The 25,904-nt window shown below is 67.9% G+C and carries 28 protein-coding genes and 1 tRNA gene; 18 read left to right on the top strand and 11 right to left on the bottom strand.

What is annotated here, in order from left to right; genetic code table 11:
- Positions 1-62 precede the first annotated feature (62 nt).
- A complete protein-coding gene (locus tag QK288_RS10555) occupies positions 63-440 on the bottom strand; it encodes a 4'-phosphopantetheinyl transferase superfamily protein (protein ID WP_281264280.1) in 378 nt (125 codons plus the stop codon).
- Between the two features lie 171 nt (positions 441-611).
- On the opposite strand from QK288_RS10555, the gene QK288_RS10560 reads away from it, so the two are divergent.
- The 3 genes from QK288_RS10560 to QK288_RS10570 all read left to right on the top strand — a co-directional run bounded on the left by QK288_RS10560 (position 612) and on the right by QK288_RS10570 (position 3,423).
- A complete protein-coding gene (locus QK288_RS10560) occupies positions 612-1,166 on the top strand; it encodes a sigma-70 family RNA polymerase sigma factor (protein WP_281264281.1) in 555 nt (184 codons plus the stop codon).
- The gene (locus tag QK288_RS10565) at positions 1,163-2,095 is read left to right on the top strand and encodes a hypothetical protein (protein ID WP_281264282.1); all 933 of its coding nucleotides are present in this window, start codon (positions 1,163-1,165) and stop codon (positions 2,093-2,095) included. The genes QK288_RS10560 and QK288_RS10565 overlap by 4 nt, the downstream gene beginning before the upstream one ends.
- 80 nt (positions 2,096-2,175) lie before the next feature.
- Complete coding sequence (locus tag QK288_RS10570; protein ID WP_281264283.1) at positions 2,176-3,423, top strand: phosphatidylserine decarboxylase family protein; 1,248 nt, start codon at positions 2,176-2,178, stop codon at positions 3,421-3,423.
- Between the two features lie 142 nt (positions 3,424-3,565).
- On the opposite strand, the gene QK288_RS10575 is transcribed toward QK288_RS10570, so the two are convergent.
- A complete protein-coding gene (locus QK288_RS10575; RefSeq protein ID WP_281264284.1) occupies positions 3,566-4,663 on the bottom strand; it encodes a Gfo/Idh/MocA family oxidoreductase in 1,098 nt (365 codons plus the stop codon).
- A gap of 74 nt (positions 4,664-4,737) precedes the next feature.
- On the opposite strand from QK288_RS10575, the gene QK288_RS10580 reads away from it, so the two are divergent.
- Positions 4,738-5,334, top strand: coding sequence for a TetR/AcrR family transcriptional regulator (locus QK288_RS10580; protein ID WP_281264285.1), 597 nt, complete (start codon positions 4,738-4,740; stop codon positions 5,332-5,334).
- A 441-nt stretch (positions 5,335-5,775) separates the two neighbouring features.
- Here QK288_RS10580 and QK288_RS10585 read toward each other — a convergent pair whose 3' ends face one another.
- On the bottom strand, positions 5,776-8,118 hold the full coding sequence (locus tag QK288_RS10585) for an AAA family ATPase (RefSeq protein ID WP_281264286.1): 2,343 nt from the start codon (positions 8,116-8,118) through the stop codon (positions 5,776-5,778).
- Between the two features lie 164 nt (positions 8,119-8,282).
- Between QK288_RS10585 and QK288_RS10590 the strand changes: the two genes are divergently transcribed.
- Positions 8,283-8,355 (top strand) — tRNA-Val (locus QK288_RS10590).
- Between the two features lie 60 nt (positions 8,356-8,415).
- Here the strand turns inward: QK288_RS10590 and QK288_RS10595 are convergent.
- Positions 8,416-8,841: a hypothetical protein gene (locus tag QK288_RS10595; protein ID WP_281264287.1), complete on the bottom strand. Its 426-nt coding sequence runs from the start codon at positions 8,839-8,841 to the stop codon at positions 8,416-8,418.
- A gap of 227 nt (positions 8,842-9,068) precedes the next feature.
- On the opposite strand from QK288_RS10595, the gene QK288_RS10600 reads away from it, so the two are divergent.
- Together QK288_RS10600 and QK288_RS10605 are read left to right on the top strand one after the other, a co-directional pair.
- Positions 9,069-10,259, top strand: a complete 1,191-nt coding sequence (locus tag QK288_RS10600) for a hypothetical protein (protein WP_281264288.1) — start codon at positions 9,069-9,071, stop codon at positions 10,257-10,259.
- Positions 10,256-10,696, top strand: coding sequence for a hypothetical protein (locus tag QK288_RS10605; protein ID WP_186317532.1), 441 nt, complete (start codon positions 10,256-10,258; stop codon positions 10,694-10,696). Before QK288_RS10600 ends, QK288_RS10605 begins: the two co-directional genes overlap by 4 nt.
- Before the next feature lie 46 nt (positions 10,697-10,742).
- Here the strand turns inward: QK288_RS10605 and QK288_RS10610 are convergent, their stop codons facing one another.
- On the bottom strand, positions 10,743-11,828 hold the full coding sequence (locus QK288_RS10610) for a tyrosine-type recombinase/integrase (RefSeq protein ID WP_186317531.1): 1,086 nt from the start codon (positions 11,826-11,828) through the stop codon (positions 10,743-10,745).
- Positions 11,828-12,040 carry a helix-turn-helix domain-containing protein gene (locus tag QK288_RS10615; RefSeq protein WP_186317530.1) on the bottom strand — a complete coding sequence of 71 codons (213 nt, stop codon included), beginning with the start codon at positions 12,038-12,040 and terminating at the stop codon, positions 11,828-11,830. The genes QK288_RS10610 and QK288_RS10615 overlap by 1 nt, the downstream gene beginning before the upstream one ends.
- Before the next feature lie 226 nt (positions 12,041-12,266).
- Between QK288_RS10615 and QK288_RS10620 the strand changes: the two genes are divergently transcribed.
- Entirely contained in the window at positions 12,267-12,992 is a 726-nt protein-coding gene (locus QK288_RS10620) for a hypothetical protein (protein ID WP_144759176.1), read from the top strand.
- Positions 12,993-13,009: 17 nt separating this feature from the next.
- On the opposite strand, the gene QK288_RS10625 is transcribed toward QK288_RS10620, so the two are convergent.
- Positions 13,010-13,309 (bottom strand): hypothetical protein, encoded by a 300-nt coding sequence (locus QK288_RS10625; RefSeq protein ID WP_281264289.1) that lies wholly within the window; start codon positions 13,307-13,309, stop codon positions 13,010-13,012.
- Between the two features lie 881 nt (positions 13,310-14,190).
- Between QK288_RS10625 and QK288_RS10630 the strand changes: the two genes are divergently transcribed.
- Together QK288_RS10630 and QK288_RS10635 are read left to right on the top strand one after the other, a co-directional pair.
- Positions 14,191-15,465: an MFS transporter gene (locus tag QK288_RS10630; protein WP_281264290.1), complete on the top strand. Its 1,275-nt coding sequence runs from the start codon at positions 14,191-14,193 to the stop codon at positions 15,463-15,465.
- Between the two features lie 96 nt (positions 15,466-15,561).
- On the top strand, positions 15,562-16,074 hold the full coding sequence (locus QK288_RS10635) for an ATP-binding protein (protein ID WP_022906542.1): 513 nt from the start codon (positions 15,562-15,564) through the stop codon (positions 16,072-16,074).
- A gap of 50 nt (positions 16,075-16,124) precedes the next feature.
- On the opposite strand, the gene QK288_RS10640 is transcribed toward QK288_RS10635, so the two are convergent.
- The 3 genes from QK288_RS10640 to QK288_RS10650 form a co-directional block, all read right to left on the bottom strand.
- The gene (locus tag QK288_RS10640; protein WP_281264291.1) at positions 16,125-17,294 is read right to left on the bottom strand and encodes a permease; all 1,170 of its coding nucleotides are present in this window, start codon (positions 17,292-17,294) and stop codon (positions 16,125-16,127) included.
- A gap of 130 nt (positions 17,295-17,424) precedes the next feature.
- Positions 17,425-18,039, bottom strand: coding sequence for a DUF305 domain-containing protein (locus tag QK288_RS10645; protein ID WP_281264292.1), 615 nt, complete (start codon positions 18,037-18,039; stop codon positions 17,425-17,427).
- Positions 18,040-18,150: 111 nt separating this feature from the next.
- Positions 18,151-18,621 (bottom strand): hypothetical protein, encoded by a 471-nt coding sequence (locus QK288_RS10650; protein WP_281264293.1) that lies wholly within the window; start codon positions 18,619-18,621, stop codon positions 18,151-18,153.
- A 279-nt stretch (positions 18,622-18,900) separates the two neighbouring features.
- On the opposite strand from QK288_RS10650, the gene QK288_RS10655 reads away from it, so the two are divergent.
- The 6 genes from QK288_RS10655 (at position 18,901) to eno (ending at position 23,021) form a co-directional block, all read left to right on the top strand.
- Entirely contained in the window at positions 18,901-19,407 is a 507-nt protein-coding gene (locus tag QK288_RS10655) for a universal stress protein (RefSeq protein ID WP_281264294.1), read from the top strand.
- 11 nt (positions 19,408-19,418) lie between these two features.
- Positions 19,419-20,150 (top strand): 2,3-diphosphoglycerate-dependent phosphoglycerate mutase, encoded by a 732-nt coding sequence (locus QK288_RS10660; protein WP_281264295.1) that lies wholly within the window; start codon positions 19,419-19,421, stop codon positions 20,148-20,150.
- Positions 20,147-20,650, top strand: coding sequence for a CrcB family protein (locus QK288_RS10665; protein ID WP_031261894.1), 504 nt, complete (start codon positions 20,147-20,149; stop codon positions 20,648-20,650). The genes QK288_RS10660 and QK288_RS10665 overlap by 4 nt, the downstream gene beginning before the upstream one ends.
- On the top strand, positions 20,647-21,018 hold the full coding sequence (locus QK288_RS10670; RefSeq protein WP_022906549.1) for a CrcB family protein: 372 nt from the start codon (positions 20,647-20,649) through the stop codon (positions 21,016-21,018). The genes QK288_RS10665 and QK288_RS10670 overlap by 4 nt, the downstream gene beginning before the upstream one ends.
- 47 nt (positions 21,019-21,065) lie before the next feature.
- A complete protein-coding gene (locus tag QK288_RS10675; RefSeq protein WP_144759151.1) occupies positions 21,066-21,551 on the top strand; it encodes an inorganic diphosphatase in 486 nt (161 codons plus the stop codon).
- A gap of 135 nt (positions 21,552-21,686) precedes the next feature.
- Positions 21,687-23,021 carry a phosphopyruvate hydratase gene (gene eno / locus QK288_RS10680; RefSeq protein WP_022906550.1) on the top strand — a complete coding sequence of 445 codons (1,335 nt, stop codon included), beginning with the start codon at positions 21,687-21,689 and terminating at the stop codon, positions 23,019-23,021.
- On the opposite strand, the gene QK288_RS10685 is transcribed toward eno, so the two are convergent.
- Positions 23,006-23,932: a LysR family transcriptional regulator gene (locus QK288_RS10685; protein ID WP_281264296.1), complete on the bottom strand. Its 927-nt coding sequence runs from the start codon at positions 23,930-23,932 to the stop codon at positions 23,006-23,008. The genes eno and QK288_RS10685 overlap by 16 nt on opposite strands.
- A 70-nt stretch (positions 23,933-24,002) precedes the next feature.
- Between QK288_RS10685 and QK288_RS10690 the strand changes: the two genes are divergently transcribed.
- On the top strand, positions 24,003-25,160 hold the full coding sequence (locus tag QK288_RS10690) for a TDT family transporter (protein ID WP_281264297.1): 1,158 nt from the start codon (positions 24,003-24,005) through the stop codon (positions 25,158-25,160).
- The gene (locus QK288_RS10695) at positions 25,157-25,741 is read left to right on the top strand and encodes a uracil-DNA glycosylase family protein (RefSeq protein ID WP_022906553.1); all 585 of its coding nucleotides are present in this window, start codon (positions 25,157-25,159) and stop codon (positions 25,739-25,741) included. Before QK288_RS10690 ends, QK288_RS10695 begins: the two co-directional genes overlap by 4 nt.
- The last annotated feature ends 163 nt before the right edge of the window (positions 25,742-25,904 follow it).

The raw sequence follows: 25,904 nt of genomic DNA on the forward strand, positions 1-25,904 counted from the left end.
GAAACCGCAACGACCCGCCCGGGGCTGAACAGCGGTTCAGGGTGTCCCGATGCGGGGCCCGTTCACCGGTCTGCCAGCGCCACCGCCGTCGCGAGCGCCAGCCCACGCTCGTGGGACAGTGACACGTCGACCACGGTGATCCCCTGCGCTTCGGCGAGCGTCAGGGCTGCGCCGGTGAGCTCCACCACCGGGGCGCCGTGGCCGTCGAGCACGATCGCGACGTCGTGCAGCGGGACCGCCTGCCCGCCGGTGGGGCGGAGGAGCTTGATCACGGCCTCCTTGCCGGCGAACCGCGCGGCGAGGCGCTCCGGGTCGTCGTGAGCGTCGGTGCGCTCCCGGACCGTGAAGACCCGGGCGAGGTACCGCTCGCCGTGCGCGCTGATCCCGGCGAGGACGTCGTCGACTGCGGCGAGGTCGCACCCGGTGCGGACGGCGGTCATGCCGAGATCGTACGTGCCCCGGCCGGTCGTCGGGCCGCGTCGCGCTGCCGGACGGTCGGCCGGTGCCGCCGGACCCGGTGGCCTAGGCTCCGGATCGTGCGCGACCACGGCTTTGCGGCCCGCGACACGCCGACGAGGGAACCGATCGCGGGGCTGCGGACACCACAGGACATGAACCAGATCACGGGGGACCGCGCCGACTGGGCCCTGAGCACCGCGGGCGACGGCCAGGCGTTCGGGCGGGTGTTCGACAGGCACGCTCCACGGCTCCGTCGACACGCGGTCGGACTCGTCCCCACCCCTGCCGATGCCGACGACGTGGTCGCCATCGCCTTCCTCGAAGCCTGGCGGCGACGTGACCACGTGCGGTTCGTCGACGACTCCCTGCTGCCCTGGCTGCTCGTGACGACGACGAACGCGGCGCACAACCTCACCCGCTCGACCCGCAGACACCGCAGCTTCCTCGGCCGGTTCCCCGTCGACGACCCCGCTCCCGACCCCGCCGAGCGGTTCACCGACGGGGACGCGGTCGCCGCGCTCCGCGGCCTCGGGCTCGCCGACCAACGGGTCCTCACGCTCTGCGTCCTCGAGGGGCTCAGCGAACGCGAGGCGGCGACGGCACTCGGCGTCCCCGCCGGGACCGTCAAGTCCCGACTCCACCGGGCGAAGGCCCGGCTCCACCAGCAGTACACAGCCACAGCGGAACCCCTCGGAGGCGCACTGTGAACGACGAACGCTCCCCACTGGACGACGAACGCCCTTCTTGGGACGACGAACGCTCCCCACGACTGACCGCGATGCGCGATGCCCTCGTCGCCGAGGTCGTGTCCACTCCTGCGGCCCGAGCGCGCCGTCGGCGGCGACCGACCCGGGCCACGGTCGCAGCCGTCGTCGCCGCGTTCCTGGTCGGCGGCGGCCTGACCGGCGGGCTCACCGCCGCAGCGCTCCCCGGCAACGACCCGGACACCGCCGTCCAGGCTTCGCTCGGTGCCACGACGCGGTCCATGGTCGAGGACGTCAACCACGGCCGGCTCCTCGGCACCCCGACGTTCCGCGTCACACACGGCGACACCGCGCTGACCCTGTCCTCCCGACCATCCGGCGCGGACCGCGTCGCCGTGGCGTGGGCATGTCTCGACGGCAGTGCCCCGACCGTCGAGGTGGGAGGTCGCCCGGTCGAGGGCACCACGTGTGGTCGTCGCGCCGACCCGGAGTCCGAGCAGATCGGATGGGCGCTCGCCGCGGCACCGGCGTCCGGCGACGTCTCGGTGACCCTCTCCGCCGACGACGCCGACCGGTACGGCGTGTGGGTCTCGTGGGCGAGGTCGCCGCAGATCGCTCGTCCGTCCGCGCAGCAGGAGGCCGAGACGGCCGACGGCGTCGTCACGCTGGACGAGTACCGGACGGCGTTCAACCGGCTGCTCGCGTGTCAGGCACAGGCCGGGCAGCCGATGGCCGACGTCCCGCTCTCCTGGTACTCGGACGGCGGGTGGAACGGCGAGGGGCGGGGGATCGGTCCCTGGTTCCTGTACACCACGCCGTCCGACGGGAGCGAGGTCTTCGACACGCAGTGCTACCCGAGGGAGTTCGGCGCCGTGGACGCGATCTGGCAGGGGGAGCACCCGATGCCGGAGGACCCGCCGGCGGCCGGGTGACGCCAGCCAGACGTGCGCCCTGTGAGGATTCGCCGGGGGCGTCCGTCGCACGTCCTGGCCCGGTGGGTAGCGTTCGGGACATGACGACACCCGCAGAGACCGACCACAAACGCCGGGGCGGGTGGTTGCCTGGCCAGGACGACCTCGAAGCCTGGATCGAAGGGCACCGCGAACGCGCTCGCGCCCACCGCGACCGCCCGCTGCACCCCGCCGTCGCCGCGTTCCGGCACCTGTTCGACACCGACCCGGTGATCCGGATGGGGATGACCCGCATGATCGAGCAGGTCCCGCACGGCAAGCAGTACCGGAAGCGGCACATCGAGGACACCGACGAGTTCTTCTCCCTCGTCAACGAGGTCATGACGACCGCTCCGGCGTTCAGCGACGGCGGCATGGTCACCACCCCGTTCGCCGCGATCCTCGACTGGACGATGGCCACCCCGGCCGGGTTCGCCGTCTACCGGGACCCGAAGGTCAACGCCGCACTGAAGGACGTCCTGGACGCGTGGGCCGAGTACCTCGACAGCCCCGCCTCGCTGTCCGTGATCGTCGACGCACCCGACGGGTGGAAGTCGGAGCAGGCACAGCAGGTCGTCGGCATGGACCAGTTCCAGCACGACCCCGACGCCGAGCACTGGGGCTTCACGTCCTGGAACGACTTCTTCATCCGCCGGTTCAAGGACGGCCAGCGCCCCGTCGCGGCCCCCGACGACGACACCGTCGTGGTCAGCTCGAGCGAGTCCACGCCGTACGCCATCGCGACGAACGTGCAACGTCGTGACGAGTTCTGGGTGAAGCAGCAGCCGTACTCCCTCGAGGACCTCCTCGCGAACGACGAGTCCGTGGACCGGTTCGTCGGCGGGTCCGTGTACCAGGCGTTCCTCAGCGCCACGAACTACCACCGCTGGCACGCACCCGTCGCCGGCACCATCGTCCGCGCCTTCGTCCAGCCCGGCACGTACTTCTCCGAAGCCGACGCCGAGGGCTCGGACGCCGTGGAGCCGAAGGACTCGCAGGGGTACCTCGCGCACGTCGCCGCGCGGGCCGTCATCATCATCGAAGCCGACAACCCGTCGCTCGGACACGTCGCGGTCGTCCCCGTCGGGATGATCGAGGTCTCCTCCTGCGTCATCGGCGACGGCATCGAGCCCGGCCGTCACGTCGACAAGGGCGACGAGCTCGGGTACTTCCAGTTCGGCGGGTCCACCGAGTGCCTCGTCTTCGAGCCCGGTGCGATCGAGTCGTTCGCCGTGCAGGCGTTCCCGGACCCGCGGCACCCCGCGCTGGTCCGCCTCCACACGCAGATCGCGACCGCCGCGTCGGTCTGACCCGTCGGCTCGGTCCGCGGATCCTGCGGACTGGAGGCTCGGTGCCAGCCGACACCGAGCCTCCAGTCAGCCACGGGGCGGGCCCGGCGACCGTCGCTTGGAGCCGTCCCGTGTGTTCGCTCCGGGTGACGGCCTGCGGCGGTCAACCGATGCGACGGAGCGCGCGCGGCCACTCCTGGTCCGCGGTCACCGAGGCCCGAGTGTCGTCGCTCCGACGGAGGTCGTCGACCAGGTGTGCGAGTCGGACCGCGTCGACGAACGAGGGCGCGGTCGAGGTGCCGTCGCGGACGTCGGCGCGGAGTGCTCGGTAGACGCCCGCGACGTTCACGACTGAGTCCGGCAGCGCAGGCGTGTCGATCGGCTGCCGCTGGCCGTCGACGAACAGCTCGAGGACCCCCGCCTGGAACCCCCGCGGCGCCCCGCCGACGAGTTCGAGGACGCCGGTGGACCCCTCGATCGTGAGGCGGAACGGCGTGTCGTCCGGGCCGCGGCCGCCCACGACCTCGGCGACGAGTGCCGCACCGTCGGAGAACCTGCCGAGGACCGCGACGTGGTCGGGCAGCGTCCTGGGCACGACGGAGCCCGTCGTGGACCGGAGCTCCGGGAACCGGACGGTGTGGAGCGCGGAGACCTCGACCGGGGACCCGAGGAGTGCTGCGACGACGTCGAGGGTGTGCGCCGCCTGGATGGTGAGCAGGTGCATGCCCGCATCCGGGTCCTCCAGCGGTGCCGCGCTCTCGTCGACCGTGGGACCGAACCCGGCCGTCGTCGAGGAGACGCGCACGACGAGGACGCGGCCGACGGCGTGGTCCGCGAGGAGCTGCGCCGCTCTGAGGACGGCGGGATCGCGACGGGCCTGCAGTCCGACCGCCGACCGCACTCCTGCCACCGCGACGGCACCCGCGATGGTCGTCATCGCCGCGGTGCCGACCGCGACGGGCCACTCCGTCACGACGTGCTTGCCGTGCTGGAGGGCGGCGTGGATGAGGGGCTCGTGCGCGGACACCGAACTGGCGACCGTGACGATGTCCACGTCGGGATCCCGGATGAGCTCCAGGGGATCGCCGTACGCCGCCGCGACCCCGAAGGCCGCCCCGGCCGCATCGGCGCTCGTCTGGCTGCGCGTGGCGACGGCGGACAGCTCGAGTCCTTCCGTGGCGGCGATGGCAGGGACGTGGGCTTCTCGCGCCCACCCTCGTGCTGCGTTGACGCCGATGATGCCGACGCGAAGCGTTTCCATGGCGAGAGCCCTCCTTTTTCGGAACGATGCGTTCACTATATCTTTCGGAACGGTCCGTTCGCTATGTTGTGTGCATGGGAGCCGGAGCGTCTGCAGGACCGCAACGCGGGCGGCCGGTCAGCCTGCAGTCGAGGACCGCAGCGGTCAGTGCCGCGGCCGCCCTGCTCGCCGATGCGGGGTGGCCCGAGTTCAGCATCGACGAGGTCGCACGACGTTCGGGCGTCGGGAAGGCGACGATCTACCGGCACTGGGCCGGAGCCTTCCCGCTCGCCGTCGAGGCATGGGGCGACCTCGTCACGGAGGCGGTCCCGACCGTGTCCACCGGACGGGTCGAAGACGACCTCCTCGACCAGGTGGCGCGACTCGCCGAGTTCTACGCCAGCGCCGACGGGACCGTCGCGGTCCAGCTGATCGGGGCCTCCGTCGCGCAGCCGGGTGGCGGTGAGATCATCGCGCGGGCCTTCTTCGGCGCTCGTCGTGCGGCGACGCGCGATCTGGTCCGCGCGGGGATGGACGCCGGTCAACTGCGGGACGACCTCGACCCCGACGTGGTGATCGACCTGCTCTTCGGGCCGATCGTGTTCCGCCTGTTCAACGGCCTCGGCGCGCTCGACGGTCGAGCCGCTCGTGCCAGCGCTGAGCTCGCCATGCGGAGCATCACCTGCTGTTGACGGGCTCGGCGGCATCGTCATGCCAGGGTGTTCGGTTCGTCCGGTGCGGTCAGTCGTCGACGCATCGTCGCCGAGTCCTCGTCCCACAGCGCCGCGTCCCTCATGACGACGGCGAGGACGTCGCCCGTCACGCCCGTGCGGATCGAGACGGCCCGGCGACGCGCGGCTGCACGGACCGCTGCTCGGAGCGCGCAGCCGCGGCGGAGCCACCGGACGGCTGGCTCGCTGTTCCCGACGGAGCGGCCGCTACGATGGATCTCGAGGGCCTTTAGCTCAGCTGGTAGAGCGCCACGTTTACACCGTGGATGTCAGTCCCGTCGCTCGCGCTCCGCTGGTCGCCGAAAGACCAGGTCAGGACGGTGATCGTCCCGTTCCCTCTGACTGGTCCGAGCGTTGCTCCGTGTCCGTGTCGGTTTGGTGTCGGTGCGGAAATGGCAACGGCTAGGCGGCAGCGACCGGTTCCACCGTGACCGAAGCCGCACCGATGTACGAGAGGCCCGGCACGACGGCGGCGCACATCTGCTCGAAGTGCGGCCGATCCACTGCCGCGATGAAGCGGAACACCGACTCGAGGACGACCACCGCCTCGTGCACGTCCACGGGCCGAGAGATGTCCGCTTCTTCGCTGTGCGACGACTGGTGAAGGAACCGCACCAGACGCTGGCGGAGTGGCTGCTCGATCTGGTGTTCGTCGAACGCCGTCCGCATGCTCCCTTCGAAGTCGCCCATGAGCACTGGCAACCGAAAGGCCAGGAACGACTCCAAGAGCCGCCTCGCGGCGTTCGGTAGGAGCGCAGCAGCTTCAAGCTCAGCCTCGAACTGCGTACCGGAGTTCCGCTCGAGGACGGCACTGCCGACTCGCCAGAACAGGTAGTGGTACTGGGAGCGCAGCTTCTTGCGGAGCTGAGGGTCGCTCCAGCTCCGCAGCACAGGCACACGACGGGGAACGTCCTCAGCGTCGCGACTCACCCTCGAGCGCAGCTCGTGCAATGAGTACGAGTTGTCCCGGCGGAGCCGCGAGTGCAGCCGGTCCAGTTGGTTCACCCACATCCGGAAGAGCTCGAAGCTGTGCGTGAGCAGGATCAACTGGTGGCGGATGCCCGCTCCGACGAAGGTGTTCCAGAGGTGCCCGGAGACGCCGACCATGATCTCCTGGTCCAGACTCGACACCGGATCGTCAATGACGACGGTCAGGTCGGCGCCACGCATCGTCTCGTCGCGGAGGCTGCACAGGAAGTGGAGCAGCGAGATCGCCGTCCGCTCGCCCTCGCTGAGACCGACGGCCGGGCGCCCGTCCCGTTCGATGGCGTAACGCCCATCGACGGCGGTGAAGCGGAGCTCGTCGCGACCGAGGAGGACGGCAACGTCTCGGGTGAGCTCGCTTGCAAGTGGTCCCGCGTCGAGCCCGGCAGAATTCAGGCGCCCACGTTCGCGGGTCAACTGCTCGCGCTCGGCGCCGTGGTCTGCCGCTTGTTGCTCGGCGCCGAGCGCTCGCTCCGACAGCGACACGTACTCCGAGCGGATCAACTCGACCCGAGCGCGCTCGACACGGTCGGCGGCGTCCGCGCGGATCGACTCGAACGCCGCCGAACGCTCGTTGTGGTCCCGCAGCACGAGGTTGATCGCGGCCACGTCGTCCGATTGGCCGTCGACAACACCGGGATCGAACGTGACCACGTCGAACATCGCGGAGCGCTTGGTCTCGATCGCACGGCGAACCGCGTCGAGGGCCTCGCTTCGAGACGTGGTGGCCTCTCGCACCCCGGCGAGCAGCTCACCGTACGACTCCCGGAGCGGCGGGTACAGGAGATTTGCTGCCGGCGCGCGGGAGATCATGCCCTGCTGAGCCGCGATGACCGCTGCGACGCGGCCGTCCAGCATGTCGAGCGTGCGCTCCAGCTGCCGGAACCGGCCGTCGAAGTGCGCGGCCAGAGCACCTCGGCGTTCGTCGGTCACCACACCGCCACAGAACAGGCACCGATCGCGTTGCTCGTGCCTCGACACGCCTTCACTCACCCAGGTGCTGTCCTCGGGATGCGCGGCCAGGTCGTCGAGGACCACGTTCGACACCGAGGTGGCAAGCGCGTCACCCACCTCGGCGACGAGCGGAACGACACTTTCACCGGTGATGGTGAGGAGGGAGACTGGCTCCATCTTCTGCGGACGAACAGTGCCGAGATGCGTCGAGATGACCTCGTCGAGGGGTTCGTCGAACCTGGTCGGCAAGGCATCCAGCAAGGTCTTCACCTGGCGACGGTTGTAGGCCCGGCCGTACCGTGCGCTCACGTGCTGCAGCTCGCTGTGGATCGTCGTCGCGGTCGCAGTTGCGAGACGGTCCGCAGCGTTTCTCGCGCGGCCGGCGTCCTCAACCGCGAGACGCTCCTCGCTCTCGATGATCTCGAGGCGTTCGGCGATCTGCGCGAGCCGTGTCTCGCGACCAACGCTCTTCTGGCCGAGGACGAGAAGCGGTGCTGCCTCGCTGCGATCGGTGCCGAAGCTCAGGTTGTTCTCGACGTAGTCCTGGTTGAACACGCGGACGCGTGTCCAGAAGGGGTCCTCGCTCGACGTGACTTGGCGAAGCCTGTCGCCGTCTTCGACTGAGACGTGCACGGTCGAGGCCGATGATGCCGCGGTCGCCTCGCCGAACGCGCGTGCGACTGACGACTTGCCGGTGCCGTTGCCGCCATAGACGACGTTGATCCGTTCGAAGTTGGAGGAATCGCTGCCGGGCTGCCAACGCCGGAAAAGACCGATGCCGTCGATACGGACGATGCGCTTGATCACGGGACCCCCGGCCCTTCGAGTGTGGACCCGGTCGGGTCGAACGAGCGCCGCAGCGCCGAGGGCAAGTATCGCGCAGGCGAGAGTCGGCCACCGTCGTCGGCGACGGCGAGTCAAGTCGCTCGTCGTCACGATGTCAGCTCATCGCCAAGTAGGATCGGCCTTGAGGGCTCTTAGCTCAGTTGGTAGAGCACTTCGCTTACACCGAAGTGGTCGGCGGTTCGAGCCCGCCAGAGCCCACCGGACCCTGGCAATGGTTCCGGCTCGAGCACGGGTCAGCTCCGCCGACTCGGCTCGTGATCAGCCGACGTAGAACACGTGGGGCGCACGGGCCTGCACCGAGAGCTGTCCGCCGGGACCGTTGCCCCCTACGATGACTTTGAACGGCTGCCCCGAGCCGTGATTTCGTCCAGCGCATGCGCACTCACACAGCCATGCGTTTTCGGGGAGTCCCGTCTTCCAGCACGCTTCCACGCACTTCTCGACACCGCCATGCTGAATCACCGTTACCCGGCCGTATCGTGCGGCGAGACCGTGGATGACAGCGTTCGTGTGCGGCCGCGAGACCGACCATGATCGGGAGCTGGGGGAGTAGTCGACCTGACCACGCCGTGAAGCGTTGAACATGTCTCCGAGGATGGTGTAGCCGCGTCCGTTGCCCTCGAACGGCATGTTCTGGATCTCCGTGCGCCGACCAGGACGAATCGTCACCGTGAGATCACCCATGCTCGGAGCCTAGAGGCTCTCGAGCGGTGCGCGCCGGAGGTCTGGAGCGGGATTGGGGCAAGGCGCACTTGTACGCGTCACCTTCTTGATGGCCTCCGGTCGGCGAGTTGACTTGCTCGACACCCGAACTCGGGGTCGCTTCGAAGGCCGACATGAGGGATCGTCGGTCGGATGGGGAGCACGGCAGCCACCGAGTCTGGATCGTTGAGCCACCACGCGGTGTTGCCGTGAGCGCCGACCAGCCAGGGACGATCGCGGTCACTCTGCACGGGAGCCGCGTGATGATCGACCGCGTCGTCTTCGTCGAGCTGTTCGAGAACTCTGTCGTGAGTGCACGCGTTCCGTATCGCCACGCCCTCGAACGGTCAACGATCAGCTTTTCTGATCTCGTCGATCTGGCGCGCACCGCACAGGTGCCGTACGCACTCTGCTTCGCGCCGCGCGAGCTGGTTCGGGCGCAGGTCGAAACGAAGACGCAGAAGCTGCTGCAAGGGTTGAGCAAAGACACCTTCGCCGTCAACTCGCGTACGACGATCGAGCTCAGCGACGTCGAGCTCATCGTCAAGGATCTTGTGCGGAAGCAGATGATGCTGCGCACTCACGACGAGTCGCTCGCCGAGAACAAGATCGTTGGAGTCCTCCGGAAGCCTCGGGCGACGATCGAGGAGGACGTCGCCGTGCTGCTCACAGCTCTCGACTTGGATGTGGCCGTACTCCGCTCGGCTCGATCGAAGGGCGCCGCCCTGTCGTTGCTCATCGAGACGCTGGAGTCGCACCAGATCCTCGTCTCGCGCAGCGTCCGCGGCTTCATGCCGCAGCTCATCGAGGTCAAGTTCAGTGGGCTGACCATCAAGGACAAGAAGGTCCCGTACATCTTCCTCTCGCGGGGGAGTCACGGCGACGACGAGGAGCCGGAGGGGCGTCAGCTCTTCACGCTTACCCTTCTCACCGTCTTGGTCGCTCGCGGCATCTTCGCCCCGGTGACCTACGACGGCCGGAACCTTGCGTCGAACCCGGGCCGCGAGTACGACATCGTTGGCGAGGTCCTAATGCCGGCGGCGCAGATGCGAACGGTTCCGTCCGACGACCTCGGGAAAATCAGGAGCACCGCCGACTCGTTCAAGGTGACTCCGAGCGCGCTGGTCGTGCGCCTCCAGCGGCTCGGACTCATCAGTTGTGTCGGTGCTCAGCAACACCTCGAGGAACTTCGCCTCGAGTTCGCCAACCGGCCGAAGTCGCAGGGCCGCCAACCGAAACCCGTGAACGGGGTCCGGACGTACAACGGCCGGGAGCTGTCCGTTCGCATGCTCGGCGCGCTGGATGCCGGCAAGATCACCGAAGGTGAGTTCTGCCGAGCGGTCTGCGCGAACAAGATCCGACCGCGAGAGATCCGGGACTTCCGGGAGGCGCTCGGATGATGGGGACGTTCTACCTCCTCGACAACAACGCGTTGACTCGGCTGACGCCGGAGCAACGCTCCTCGGCGTTCGTGCACGAACAGTGTCGGCTACCGTCCGAAGTGCTCCACGAAGCACGATTCCTTCCGGACGTCGATTCGCTGCGCGCGCTCGAATACTCGACCGATGAGGGCGTCCTCCTGCACCTCGCTGCCGTCCTTCAATGTGTTCCAGCCGACGACACGACCCTCATCGACCTCTACGCAAATCTCGGGAATGCCGACCCGATGTTGCTCGCGTGCGCGCTCGACGCGATGGCCGAGGCTGAGCTGGGTCTGTTCGGTGCGGAGTGGGTGGTCGTGTCGAACGACCGCGCCGTGGTGACGCTGGCTGGTGACCTAGGCGTGCCGACACTCTCGAGCGACGAGTTCTCGTTGGTGCTCATCGAGGAGGGCTGAGACGGAGCGGCCGGGCCGGGCCCCGTTCGGTTCCGCTGCCTCCGCCTCATGACAAGTCTCGCTCCTCGGAGCGCTCGCGTCGAGCTCGCATCATCCGGGCGATGGCGGCCATGTCGCCGTCGTCGTTCATCCAGTGGGAGTAGCGGTTGACGGTCTGCTGTGTCGTGCTGTGACCGAGCCATACAGAGATGGTCTTGACGTTGATTCCGTCGCTCATCCACGCCGTCGCGGCGGTGTGGCGAAGGTCGTGGACACGATGGTTCCCTGCCGTCGTCTTCCAGCGAAGGTCGCGGGTGAAGTTCGGTCCGCTCAGTTCGGAGCCGCCGGTCGACCGGAACAGGAACGCGTCGGGCGACTTGCCATCAGCATGGCGCATCGCGATTTCCTCTGCGTTGCCCATGAGAGGGACCTTCCGGCTTCGCCGTCCTTTCGTCTGCTTTTCGGGGTACCCGTCGCTCTTCGAGCGCTCGACCATGACTGCGGGGAAGGGGTTCGTGACGATGTTGCGGACACGGAGCGCCTTCATCTCTCCCCAGCGCAAGCCGGTCTCCCGAAGAAACTCGACAACGTCGGCGTAGTTCGGGTTCAGGGCTCGCTGAGCCACGAGCATCGACCTGAACTCCGACTCGGTGAAGGGCCGGACGGTGTTCGTTTCCGTTCCGTCCCCGCGACCGAGCGGCGCATCCAGGACTGGGTTGTGCGAGATGTACGCCTCCCGCACCGCGTACGCGAAGACCCCACCGAGCGACTCCCGAATTCGCTTCGCGGTGCTGTGCCGCTTGGTGCGCACGAGGTTGGCGACGTACCTTCGCAGCTGCCGGCCGTCGATGGAACCGATGGGAAGCCGCTTCATCTGGTCTGAGACGTGGAGGCGGAGGTTTGTCTCATCGGTGTCGTAGGTCTGCTGCGAGACGAGTCCGCGCCGCTCGGTCAGGAACTCCTTGATGAGTTCTGCGAGCGTCATCTCGGCGTTGCGAGGGTCGGACCAGGTTCCGGATGCGAGAGTCGTCTTCTGGCCGAGCTCCCAAGCGTCGGCGTCCTTCTTCCGGTCGAACGTCGCCATCGAGACCTGCTTGCCGCGGTGGTAGACGCGGGCGCGCCAACGTCCGTTGTCCGCCTTCTTGACGCTCATCAGGCTGCCTCCGCCTCGTCGCTCAGCATGTTGAGCCATGCATCGACGTCGGACGTCCGAAACCTGAGGGCTCGACCGATGCGGACGCCCCTCGGGCCGCGTCCCTGGCTTCGCAGCGAGTAGAGCGTGCTCTTCGAGGTCTGCGTGTAGTGGCTGAGCTCGTCCATCGTGAGCATTGGCTCCAGCTGGGGGTTCGCGCTCGCGTCGGTCATGGATTGTGTATGCGCGGACGCATTCGGTACGCCGCACGTCGCGCAGCGGGTCTGGGTTTCGGTCATGGGAGGCCTATGCGTCGCTCACGGGACCAGCACCCGGAAACCGGGTTTTGCCTGGTCAGGCGGTAACTCGGGACGATCGTCGCCAGTCCAGTCGGTCACGATCGCACGCGAGACCGGGGAGTGGGGCGCCCGTTCCTTGAACATCTGGCACCCTTTGAGCGTGGCAACGATCATGACGAAGACAAAGGCAGCCGCGACCATCCGGGAGCACCTCGCCCAGAGCGGCGTCGATGTGACGAAGCTCCACACGGTCACGAACACCGCTCAGCTCGTCATTCTCGAAGACGACCTCGTCGTTTCTGCAGCGTTGCTTCGGCCGCGCGGCGTGACCGCCGACCAGGTCACGCCGGTCCTCGAGCGAGCTGAGATGCGAGCGGTTCGGGTGTACGTGGTGTCTGGCTGGAACGAGGATGCAACTGCGGCTCTTGACGCGGTAGGCATCGAGCGATTCAGCATTGGGTCAAACGGTGTTGTCACAGCGGACAACGTGGTGGCGGAGATCTCGGCTGCCTCGGGAGCGCTGCTGGACGAGGCTAGGGCGCTGAGCGTTGTCAACGACATCGCGGCCGCCGCACACCGGCTCCAGGCTGCGGCGGAGCAGCTTGTCGATCTGGCTTTGCGAGTCCGTATCGCGCAACAGCGCGGAGCTGTCACGTCGACGGAATGGTTGGACGTCGTGGACATTCGGAGACGAGTAGACGACGCGCGGAACTTGCTGGCTCCTGCTCTTGATCGTGCGAAGGTGGCGGTGCCCTTCGGCCGTGTTCCAGCGAGTCGGATCGCTCGTTGGCTTCCGGTCAGATCTGCGAACGAGACGCTGGCGGAAGTCATGGCAATCGGTCGCCGAGAGATCGACGCGTCGCAGAGGGCGCTCGGGCTGGCGTAGCGTCGCCAGCCCTGGCGTCAGGGCTCGTCGGGCAGCTCCGTCAGGGTGCGTCGAATGAGCTCGTGGGAGAGCACTCCGACATCCGTTCCGGCGTGCAAGGCCTTGAGTGCTCCGATGAGCTCCTCCCGCGCGATGTTCGCAACCTCCCCGCTGTCCCAAACTTCGGCCGCGCGCACCCGCCATCGGGTGCGTCGGATGACCTCGAACGCGGTCTCGTCCGACGCCGGGTCCTGCGCGGCGAGAAGAACGAGTCGTTCGAGTTCACGTGAGGTCTGGAGCAGCGCCCATCGTGCGCGCAGTTGAGATGCGATATCCATGCTCGTCTCTATGCGCGGAGTTCCTCGACCTGCTCCTCCGAGCCGTGCGAATTGGGCCTCAGAATGACACGCCGGGGCCAGCGCCAGCTCGCCAATTTCGCCCAGAACAGGGCCGAATTTTCGCTCGACGCCTCACCCATGTCGGAGACGGCGGAACCGTTGCGTCTTGTGAGGAAAGACCAACGGGCCAGACGACGTGGCACGCGGCGATGCGATCCTACGAGGCTCCCGCTGGTCCGTTGCGCCCGTGTCAGGCTCCGGTAGAGGAGCGGCGCGACGACGATGTCGTGGAGGCCTGAGGTCACCTCTCAGACCGTTCATGCGCGGCTCCTGTCGTCGACACGTCATCGCTTCGCCTTCGCCGAGCCCGCTGTCGTACACACCACGGGTCACGGCGGACGCACCGCGAGTGTCCTCGTCTCGTCAATTCACGTCGGGCCGACATCAGGGTGCTGCCGAAGACGGCCCCGCATGCTCGCCGCCCAGGTCGTGATCTCCCGGCAAGGCGTCGTGCGCCTGCCACGCGCGTCACATCTTGGTGATGTCCTTCTGGACACTGTGCCGACGTGAGCGCACCGACGTGGCGCTGCCGTTTGCGGTTCGCCGACCGTTCCTCCTGGACGATTCGACATCATCACACCGCTCGCTACGACGCTGTCGGCCAACACGCGATCTTGGCTGACGATCTCGCGCCGGTCCTACTGCCTTGGCACGACCAGGCTCCACCCATTGATGGTCATTAGCGGCGCTACCGCGCACATAAGGAGAACCGGGACCGCGGATACTCCGACCCTCCCTAACGTTGACGGTCGAGGGGTGACACGTCTGGCAGTGACGCCGACTGGCCCAGCCCTCGTGTCCGCTCAACGAGGAGAGGCCCAATGCAGTCCACCCGCACCGTCGCGCGAGCACGACGCGCAGCTTTCGCCAGCTTCCTCGGCGGCACCCTGGAGTACTACGACTTCTTCGTGTACACGACCGCGGCATCGCTGATCTTCGGCCGGGTGTTCTTCCCTGCGGGGGATCCGACCGCCGCGCTGATCCAGTCCTTCGCGGTGCTCGGAGTCGGATACGTGTTCCGGCCGATCGGCGCCTTCATCTTCGGGCACCTCGGCGACCGCGTCGGCCGGAAGAACACGCTCGTGGCGACGCTGACGATCATGGGCGCCTCGACGTTCCTCATCGGCGTCCTCCCCACGTTCCAGACGGCCGGCTACCTCGCGCCGATTCTGCTCGTCGTGCTCCGGATCCTGCAGGGCTTGTCCGCCGGTGGCGAGACCGCCGGCGCTTCCACGTTGACGGTCGAGGAGTCGCCGGAGGGTCGCCGGGCGTTCTACGCGAGTTTCACGTCTTCGGGCATCAGCGCCGGGATCGTCCTGGCATCGCTCGTCTTCCTTCCCGTCGCCGCGCTGCCGGAAGCCGCCCGCGACAGCTGGGGATGGCGAGTCCCGTTCCTGCTTTCCGTCGTCGTCCTGATCGTCGCGTACCTCGTGCGCCGCCGCCTCGAGGAACCTGAGGTGTTCGTCGACGAGAAGGACGCCCATCGGCGCGCCCGTCTGCCGATCGTCGAGCTGTTCCGGTCGAATCCGAAGGCGTTCCTGGTCGTCGTACTGATGTCGCTGGTGATCGTCATCAACACGTTCATGCAGTCGTTCGGCCTCGCGTACGCGACCCAGATCAGCACGCTGTCACCGGCGGACATGCTCTGGACCAGCGTCGCGGGCAACGTGCTCGCTGTCGTCTGGGGACAGCCCGTTCATCGTCGCGGCCCCGGGGACATCGCGGAACTCGAATCAGGACACTCCGACGACTGGGGTCCACGAGCGCTTCTTGCCTGTCTACGGAAGCTTTGTGGCGGCGGGCCCACGGAAGCCGAGCGGGTGGTCGTTGAAGACGCCTGGGCCACAAACGATGAGTTTCGCGTCATCTACTCCTGGACCGGTGGCCGACGAGTCGGCATCATCCGGAATAGAGAGACCACCATCGACCGGATGGACGTCTACGCAACCGGAGACATTGCGACACCCGAAGAGTTCGGCCAGGAGGTAGCGGACTTCAACATCGGAGAGCCCCTGGGGGCGTACGGCGACATCCTCGATGTTGATGCCGACGGTCTCGGGTGGTGGGGCCACATCCCCCTTTGCCGCCGCTCGTGACCGCCCGTTGAGTGGTCCAGCGTGCGTATCCACGTCGCTGGTGCTGCGCGTCCGCGAGCGATAGACAAGGAGCTACGGCCGCCGAAGGAGTTGTCGATGCTGGTTCAGGTTTGTGGTCTTCCTGGTGCAGGGAAGTCGACGCTGTCTGCTGCTATCGCGGAGCTGATGCCCTCGCTGACGCTCCGCGTCGACGCGATCGAGGGCGCGATGTGGAAGTACCAAATCCCACGCGAGCAGTCCGGTATCGCTGCGTACTCGATCATGCATGCCATCGCGGTACCGAACCTCCGTCGCGGTCAGGTGGTCATCGCGGACGCGGTGAGCGGCGTTGAACCTGCTCGGGCTGGGTGGGTGTCCACGGCTGATGCCGCCGGGGTGCCGCTGCGCGTGATCGAGGTCGTGTGTGCCGACGTCGACGAACACCGCCGCCGCGTGGAACAGCGTGCGAACGACCTGCCCGGGTTCACGTTGCCGACGTGGGACGAGGTACAGCGCACCGCCGACGAGTACGAGCCCCGCACGGACGATCGGCTCATCACCGACAGCACCCGCCCTCTCGAAGAGACGGTTCGCCAGGCACTCGACTACCTCGAACTCCACGCCCGGTAGGCGATCGGCTACCGGACGGCGGAGGTGGGGGGCGCGGTCCTACGGAATGGTCAGGTGTGCGAGTGGCCGTGGCTGTTCTCCTCGGGTGCGTCGCTCATCATGCGGAGCATCGACCAGGAACCGCTGCGGATGAACACGACCAGCAGGAACGCGGCGATCAGGAGGAACACGATGTTGAGCCAGGTGGTGTAGTTCCAGCTGATTGTGGTCGCGACGATGCTCAGGTGCCGGTTCGTGGGAATCAGGCCCAGCGGAGTGAACAGCAGCTCGACGGCCCACCCGGCGAGGACCATGGCGCCGTAGAAGATGCCGGTGATCCGGAGGGCGGCCTTCCAGCCGTAGTACTTCCGGTAGATGACGATGATCGGGATGATGATCAGGTCGGCGAAGATGAAGCTGATCACGCCGCCGAAGCTGATCCCACCGTTCCAGAGCACTGCAGCCAGGGGCACGTTACCGACGGAGCAGACGAAGCTCACCATCGCCAGGATCGGTCCGATGATTGGGTCGATGATGAACGCGAGCGTGGGGTGCCCTTCGAGGAAGATCGCTTGCAGCCAGGCTTTCGGCACCCACGCGTCGAATGCGCCGGCGATGAGCAGACCGATGATGACGTCGCGGATGACGGATGCCCAGTCCATGACGAAGTACTGCGACACACTTGTCAGCCCCGGCTTCGAGAACAGTCGCCGCCAAAACCCCTGGTTGCCCTGCACGGACATGTCCATCGCCGCGTGGCCCTCCATCGATCCGGCAAGGCCCTTGTCGGCTTGCTCGCGGGCGGCGTCGAGGATCTTGCCACGCATCCAGAGTCGGAAACCGAGGGCGATGAGGATGATCATGATTGGGCCGCCGATGAACTCCGCGAGGGTGAACTGCCAGCCCATCACGAACGCCAGGATCAGGCCGAGTTCGACGACGAGGTTCGTCGATGCGACCTCGAACGCCATCGCGGATGACAGGCTCGCGCCTTTCCGGAACAGGGCTCGTGCGAGTGCGACTGCGGCGTAGGAGCAGGACGATGACAGGGCGCCGAGTCCGGTCGCGACGCTGATCGCGCGAGGCGAGTCGTCGTGCATGAGCTTCATGATCCGGTCCGTGCGGACGACGGCTTGGATGATACCGGACAGGGTGAAGCCGAGGATGAGGGGCCAGAGGATCTCCCACCCCATGGAGCCAGCGGCTGCGAGGGCGTCGCCGAGCGCGTTGAGGATGAACATGTACACCTACTTCGTTGCGGTGCGGGAAGAGTGTCCCGCAGCGTCGTGAGAATGAGGGAGACCGGACCGGGTCGGACCGGACCGGTTGCGCGCCGAGGAGGCGGTCAAGCCTGCCTCGGCGCGCGCCGGGTCACTTGGATGCGAGCATGTCCTGCATCTGGGTGATCTGCTCGGTCTGGCTCTGCACGATCGACTTCGCGAGTGCGACCGCGTCTGCGTTCTTGCCCTTGGTGACTTCGGTTTTCGCCATGTCGACGGCGCTGGTGTGGTGCTGGATCATCTGCTCGAGGTAGAGCTGCCCGGCGTCCCGCGGGGACGCGTTCTGGAGGTCCTGCATGTCGGAGTCGGACATCATCCCCGACATCGCAGAGTGGTTCATCCCAGACATGCTCGGCATCTGGGTCGGTTTGTTCCACGCCTTCAGCCAGCCGGTCATTTCCATGATCTCGGGGACCTGTTCGGCCTTGATCTGCTTCGCCAGCGTCCCGACGTCGGCCTGCACGCCGGAGCCCTTCGCGAGGAGCATGTCGCTCATCTCGATGGCCTGCTGGTGGTGGGGCAGCATCTGCTGCGTGAACTTGACGTCCTGATCGTTGTGCGACGCCGCGGAGGTGGATTTCGACGACGAGGATTCCGACGACGACGTCTCTGGGCTGCTGGTGTTGTTGGTGGAGCAGCCCGCGAGAGTGAGCCCGATGGCCAGGGCTGCGGCGGCCGCGAGAGCGCGCATGGTGGTGGTCTGCATGGTGGATTCCGTTTCCGTGGATGCGTCAGATGGGTGCGGGCAGGCGACTGCCTGCCCGGGTTCTGGGCATGCGGGTGCTCCCGGAGGGTGGGAGGACCCGCCGGGGTGGAATCAGACTCGGATGATCTGCAATGCCGATAGTGACGGCGGCCGCGGCGCCGCGACACGGCGTGCCACGTGGGCTGCGAGGGCGAGCAGCCGCGCGAGGAGATGCAGCACCCCGCCACTCCGGGCGCGGAGCAGCACCCACGCGAACAGGGCGATCGTCAGCATGCACGCCATCCCCATCAGCGAGCACATCAGCGCACACAAGCCACCATCGCAGCCGGCATCGCTCAGGACGTTCTTCACCGCAACCGCGGGAACCACGTCTTGAGCATGACCGGTGGCCGCGGTGTGACTGGTGGCAGCGGCCGGGTGGTGCTCCATCGCGGCGGTGGGAGCTGTCATCGGATGCTCAGGGTCGGCGGTGTGCCCGGCCATGGTGTGCATCAGGACCGTGAACCCGACCAGCAGCAGCAACGCCATCGTCGCCGTGACCTGCAACAGCAGTCGGCGACGCGGAGACGTGGTGATGATCATCTGGTTTCAGTGGGTCGGAGAGCGTCAGCCGTGCGAGGCGACAGGTGACCGTCATGATACCCCCAAGGGGTACCCGCCGTCCGAGGATCGTGGAGGGCAGCAGCCAGCACAGGTATCGAGGTGCGGAAGATTGTCGGTGCAGGCATGGGGTGGTGGGTGCATACTTGTGGGGTCTTCGGACCCGGCAGTGGGGCTTGCCGGACCCAACCTCGACAATCGTCGACAACAGTCCCTATCTCAGCTGGTCGCGCTTTTGCGCGCCTGAGGTAGGGATATGTCATGGTCGAGTCGAACACTGCCGGTGTTGTCGTCGTCGGTGTGCAGCCAGGGCAGGCGCACGACGTCGTCGGTGTCGCGGCTGCCGTCGCTGAACGCTTCAGCGCCCGCCTGGTGTGTGTGGTCATCGATCCGGCGCTGCTGTCGACGGGGTTCCGTGCGGATGGGTCGGAGATCATCGAACCGATTGACCCGGACACGGCGGACAGCGACCCGCAGCAGCTCCCCGACGAAGACGTGCGGGTCATTCAGGAGCTCGCTGCAGCGCGATTAGTGGACGTGGAAGTTGCCTTCCGGGTCGGGGATCCGGGTCGCGCACTCGCTGCGGTGGCTGAGGAACGTGATGCGGTGATGATCGTCGTCGGATCGCAGACCGGCCGACGCCGGGTGACGGAACTGCTCAATGGGTCTGTCGCCGCGCACTTGACCCATCAGCAGCACCGGCCGGTGTTGGTCGTCCCGCATGACCCGGTTGGTGCCACCGTGGTCCGGCCGTCGGATGCCCCGTGACGGGCACGCTGATGCTTCTGCGGCATGGGGAGAGCACCGCGAACGAAGCCGGCACTTTCACCGGGCTCCTCGACGTCCCGCTCACGCCTCACGGTGAAGAGCAAGCGGCAGCGGCGGGGCAGCTTCTTCGGTCGAAGCACATCACGCCGGACGTCGTGGTCACCTCCACATTGCGCCGAGCCGTCCGCACCGCCGAACTGGTCTGCGACGCCCTCGGGACACAGATGCCCACAGAAGCGGTGTGGCAGTTCAACGAACGCAACTACGGTGCTCTGACCGGGATGACGAAGACCGACGCCCGTCGGATGCTCGGTGACGACAAGTACTTGCGGCTCCGCAGGTCCCGTACCGGCGCGCCGCCACCGATGTCGCTGCAGCTGTGGGAGGAACTGCGGTCAAGTTCCGCGCTGCGCGGCCTGCCCGACGGCGCTCTCCGACGCACCGAGGCCCTCTCGGACGTCATCGAGCGGGTCCGCCCCGTCCTGCACGACCGGCTCCTGCCGATGCTGCGGGCAGGGCGGAGCGTCCTCGTCGTCGCGCACGGGAACTCGCTCCGTGCGTTGTGCGCATGCATTGGCGACCTCACCGGCCCGGAGCTCGAGCAGCTGAACCTGCCGACCGGGCAACCCGTGCAGTACCACCTCGCCCCGACGGGTGCTCTCGTCCCGCGGGGTGGGGCGTTCCTGGATCCGACAGCAGCACAGCACGCCGCGGCGTTGGTCGCGGCAGAAGGCGGAACATGACCACCCGAACGGACACCCCGATGCCCGACGACCAGCTCCCCTCCGACCCGGACGTCGACGTCTCCGACCCCGCAGCGACCATGCGGCCGGTGCATCTGCGGTGGCGGTACGTCGGCCTCGTCGCAGTCGGTGGGGCCGCTGGTACTGCCCTCCGTGACGTCATCAGCATCGTGCTTCCTGCCGATGGCGGGGTGAGTTGGTCGATCTTCTGGATCAACATCACCGGCGCGTTGGCCCTCGGTGTGCTGTTGGAAGCGCTCGCGCACCGCGGGCCCGATGCCGGCCGCCGGAGGGTGCTGCGGCTGCTCCTCGGGACCGGGGTCCTCGGCGGGTTCACCACCTACAGCACCCTCGCCGAGTCCACCGCCGCCCTGTTCCTCGACGGGCACGGACTCGCCGGCACCGGGTACGCGCTCCTGACCGTCCTGTCCGGCGCGATCGCGACCGCCTGCGGTCTCGTCGTCGCCGGCTGGTTCCGACCCCGAACGGAGGACGCATGAACGCCGCGCTCATCCTCGCCGTCGCCGTCGCCGGCGGTGCCGGCGCTGCCGGCCGGTTCCTCCTCGACGGGGTGATCAACACCGGCCGGGAGTTCCGGCTCCCCGTCGGCACGTTGACGATCAACGTAACCGGGTCGCTGCTGCTGGGGATCATCGTCGGTGCCGCCACCCACCTCGGTGCGGTGCCGGTCGCGGTCCTCGGCACCGGGGTGATGGGCGGCTACACCACGTTCAGCACCGCCAGCTTCGAAACCGTCCGCCTCGCCCGCAGCGGCCGGATCACCGCCGCCGCGATCAACGTTCTCGGGATGCTCGTCGTCTCCGTCGCCGCCGCGACCGCCGGCATTCTCCTCGGCGGCACCCTGTGACCACCCCGCCCACTGACCACACACCCGCTCCAGAACCGGAGGCGCTGATGCTGTTCGACGTCACGATCGAGATTCCCCGCGGCAGCGGCAACAAGTACGAAGTCGACCACACCACCGGCCGGATCCGGCTCGACCGGGCGGTGTTCACCAGCATGGTGTTCCCCCAGGACTACGGCTCCATCGACAACACCCTCGGCGAGGACGGCGACCCCCTCGACGCCCTCGTGCTCCTACCCCGTCCCACGTTCCCTGGCGTCGTCATCACGGTCCGGCCGGTCGGGATGCTGCGCATGGTCGACGAGAACGGCGGCGACGACAAGATCCTCACCGTCCCCGCTGGCGACGACCGCTTCGCGCAGCTGCAGGACATCACCGATGTGCCGGAGCCCACGCTGGCGGAGATCGAGCACTTCTTCGCCCACTACAAGGAGATCGAGCACGGTAAGCACGTCACCACCAACGGGTGGGCCGACCGTGCTGCTGCCGAAGCCGTCATCCGCACCGCACAGGAAGCCCACACCCGACACCCGTGACCCACGGGTCCACAGACTGCCGCGGGGAGGCACTGGCGCTGAGTGATCGCCAGGAGGTCGTCCCTCCGCCTCCCCGCGGCTTCCCCGCAACCACCCGCCAGCTCGACGCATGACCCGAACCGAAGGAGCGTCACCATGAACGACTACATCAGCGGCATCCACCACCACGGAGCACATCAGGGCGAGTACGTCACCCACCACGACCACCCCGTCACCATCGACGCCGTCCACGGCGCCCGCATCCTCGACTCCCGCGGCCACCCGACCGTTCGCGTCTCCCTCGAGCTCGACGACGGCCGCACCGTCACCGGGGACGCCCCCGCGGGCGCATCCACCGGCGCCCACGAAGCCGTCGAGCTCCGCGACGGCGGTTCCAAGTTCGGCGGCCGCGACGTTACTCAGGCGCTCCACCTGATCAACACCGACATCTCAGGGCTCCTCACTGGCCGGTCATGGTCTTCGATCGGGCGGATCGACGCCGCCCTCGCCGAACTCGACGGCACCACCGGGTACCGCCGGCTCGGCGCGAACAGCGTCGTCGCCACCTCGATCGCCGCATCCCGGGCCCTCGCCCACGCCGCGGACCTCCCGCTCTGGCAGTGGATCGCCGAGATCACCGGCTCGACGCCGCGCCTACCGGTCCCGCACTTCAACGTCCTCAACGGCGGCGCGCACGCAGCGAACGCCCTGGACTTCCAGGAGTTCATGATCGCCCCCGTCGATGCCGACTCGATGGCCGACGCCGTCCGCATCGGCGCGGACGTCTACCACGCGCTCGCGGCCCTGGTGCGGGACCGGTTCGGCAGCCTCGGCCTCGGCGACGAGGGTGGCTTCGCACCGTCAATTGCCGCCCCCGAGGAAGCGCTCGACCTGCTCGTCGCCGCGATCCGTGCCGCCGGCTACGAGCCGGGCGTCGATCAGGTGGCGATCGCCCTCGACCCGGCCGCGAACGAGTTCTCCCAGGGCGCCGGCTCCTATCGGATGCTTGACGACAGCCTCGACCGGGACGGGCTGGTCGACTACTACCGGCACCTGGTCGACGCGTATCCGATCCGGAGCGTCGAAGACGGGTTCGCGGAAGACGACCATGAGGGGTTCCGCCGCATGCAGGCAGCGCTCGGAGACCGGATCCAGATCGTCGGCGACGACCTCTACGTCACCGACCCGCAACGGATCCGCGACGGCGGCGAACAGCAGCTGACGAACGCGGCACTGATCAAGCCGAACCAGATCGGCACCGTCTCCCAGACCCTCGGCGCGATCGCCACCGCCACCAGCGTCGGGATGGCCAGCATGGTGTCGCACCGTTCCGGGGAGACCACGGACACGTTCATCGCGGACCTCGTTGTCGGGACCGGCACCGGGCAGATCAAGTCCGGCGCACCCGCCCGCGGGGAACGCGTCGCGAAGTACAACCGGCTCATCGAAATCGCCGAACAGCACCCGGAGCTGCCCTACGGACTGATCTGACCACCGGCGCTCGAGCTGCGGGCGGTGTCTAGGAACGCCGTCACAGCGGGCCCCGGGCGGCCCGTCCAGATTGCGCGCAGCGGCCGGATCAGTGGCGGGCCGAGTAGCGGCACTCGGACGAGGGCACCGTCGGCGAGGTCGGTGTCGACGGTGCGGAGACTCATCACCGCCGGCGCGATGCCGGCCCGCGCGTTGGCGCGGATGATGCCGGTCGTCTCCAGCACGGCCGCTGGGGCGACCAGGCGGAGCCCAGCACGGTCGAGCCACGCTTCGACCGTGGCGCGGGTGCCGGACCCTTCCTCGCGGAGCAGCAGTGGCGTCTCCGCGAGGTCATCCGCGGTGATGCCTGAAGCGCTTGCCCACGGGTGGTGCGGGGCGACGACGACCACGAGTTCGTCCTCGTCGACCACCAGCGAGGACAGGTCAGGTGGCGCAGCAGGTGTCTCCGTGAATCCGACGTCGGCAGCGCCGGAACGGACGAGGTCGGTCACGTCGGCGGAGTTCCCCGCGATCAAGCGCACCGACGCATCCGGCGCGGCAGCACGGTGGGTGAGCAACCACCCGGGGAGCAGGAGTTCGGCGATCGTCTGCGACGCTGCAACGACGAGGGATCCCGCGGGTTCTCGAAGCGCGGCGACGCCTGCTTCGAGCCGCCGGGATGCCTCCAGCACCGGGACGGCCAGACCGAGCACCACTCGGCCGGCGTCGGTCAGCGCGGTCCCTGATGCCGTCCGGTGCGCCAGCGGCTGACCGATTGCCTGTTCCGCGGCACGCAAGCGTGCCGACACCGCCTGCTGTGTCACCCCCAACACGTCGGCCGCGCGGGTCAACGAACCGGTCTCCGCGACGCGGACGAGGACCTCGAGGGTGTCGAGGTCCAGAGTCCGGTCCGTCAGCCGCCGCAGTGCCACAAGCAGCCATTGTGCCCTGCCAACGAGTTCGCCGTTCCCGAACCATGGGGCACACGCGCACGATGGGTGCATGTCCGCTCACCTCGCCCACGCACCCACGACGTCCGAGCATGGTGTGCGCGACCGGCGGTTGTTCCGAGAGTTGGAACGGCCGGGCCTGATCGTGTCGAACCTGACTCCGAACTGGTTCGCGTCGATCATGGGCACCGGGATCGTCGCCGTCGCGGCAGCGTCGCTGCCGCTGCAGTTCCCGGGGCTCCGGACTGCGGCGACGGTCGTCTGGGCGATCGCGGCGGTCCTGCTCGTCGCCCTCACCATCGCGACGGTCCTGCACTGGATCCGCTACCGGAGCACAGCGGCAAAGCACCACCTGCACCCGGTGATCTCGCACTTCTACGGGGCACCGCCGATGGCGTTCCTCACCGTCGGCGCCGGAACGATCCTCCTCGGCAAGGACTGGATCGGCCTCCCCGCCGCTGTCACCATCGACTGGGTCCTCTGGACCGTCGGCACCGTCGGCGGACTGCTCACTGCGGTCCTCGTGCCGTACCTGGCGTTCACCCGCCACGAGAACGGACCCGACTCCGCGTTCGGCGGTTGGCTGATGCCGATCGTCCCGCCGATGGTGTCGGCCTCCACCGGCGCACTCCTGCTGCCGTACGCGCCCGCCGGGCAAGCACGCGAGACCCTCCTGTGGTCCTGCTACGGCTTCTTCGGCCTCAGCCTCATCACGTCCCTGGTCGTGATCACGTTGATCTGGAACCGGCTCGCGCAGCACAAGGTCGGTGCCGCAGGCATGGTCCCGACTTTGTGGATCGTGCTCGGACCGGTCGGGCAGTCGATCACCGCAGTGAACCTCCTCGCCTCGAACGCCCCCACCGTCGTCGACGCCTCCACCGCCCACGCACTGCTGGTCGTGGCGTTGGTGTACGGGTTCGCGATGCTCGGCTTCGCGCTGCTGTGGACCGTCATCGCCCTTGCCATCACCATCCGGACCGCCCGCGAGCACCTGCCGTTCAGCCTGACGTGGTGGTCGTTCACGTTCCCCGTCGGGACCTGCGTCACCGGCCTGAACGGCCTGGCCCTGCACTCCGGACTCACTGTCGTCGCCGTGCTCGCGGTCGTCTACTACGCCGGCCTCGTCGCCGCATGGATCACCGTCGCCGTCCGCACGTTCCACGGCTCCGTCATCCGCGGCACACTCCTCGCACCACCACAGCCGGCGTGAGCACGCCGGACGAATTCGCGGATGAGGTCGCGGACGTTCGATCGCTGAACGCCCTCGCGGAGACATGGCGCACCGCACCCGACGGTGCGCGGCGCTTCGTCCCGAGTTTCGACCCACGATCCGGCGGCACGTCCAGCCGAGTGCTGGTCCTCATGCAGTCACCCGGCCCCCAGACGATCGCCGCAGCGCACGCGGCGGTCTGCAGCGAGGACAACCCGGGGCCGACCGCGGCCGCGTATCGCGCAGCCCGCATCGAGTCCGGACTCGCACGCAAGGAGTACCTTCGCTGGAACCTCATCCCGTGGGAGCTCCCCGGGCGCATACGACCTGCGGACATCGACGAGGGACGACATGCCCTGAGCGTTCTCCTCAAGGCGCTCCCCTCCGTCGAAGCGATTGTCACGTACGGGAGCATCGCTCTCGACGGAGTCATGCGGTACCTCACCTTGGACGAGCACGCCCGACTCGTCCCCGTCATCGCGGCACCACACCCCTCGCCCGCCAACGGCCGCCACCGCTCGGAACAACACCGACGTTCCGTTCAGGCACTCCGACTCGCCGCACGGATGCGTCGAATGTAGCGAGGCTTCAGCTGCCTCCACTGGCAAGGCACGAGTGACCGATAGCCGGTCGTCGACCGGCCGGCTGCGGACCGCCGCTCGATCGAGGGTTCGAGTGTCGCATATAGATGGTCCGCTTTGATTCTCTCAAGGCTGCCCCATACGAACGCTTCTGGCCGGCGGG

The sequence above is a fragment of the Curtobacterium sp. 9128 genome, assembly GCF_900086645.1.
In the GTDB taxonomy this organism is placed as follows: domain Bacteria; phylum Actinomycetota; class Actinomycetes; order Actinomycetales; family Microbacteriaceae; genus Curtobacterium.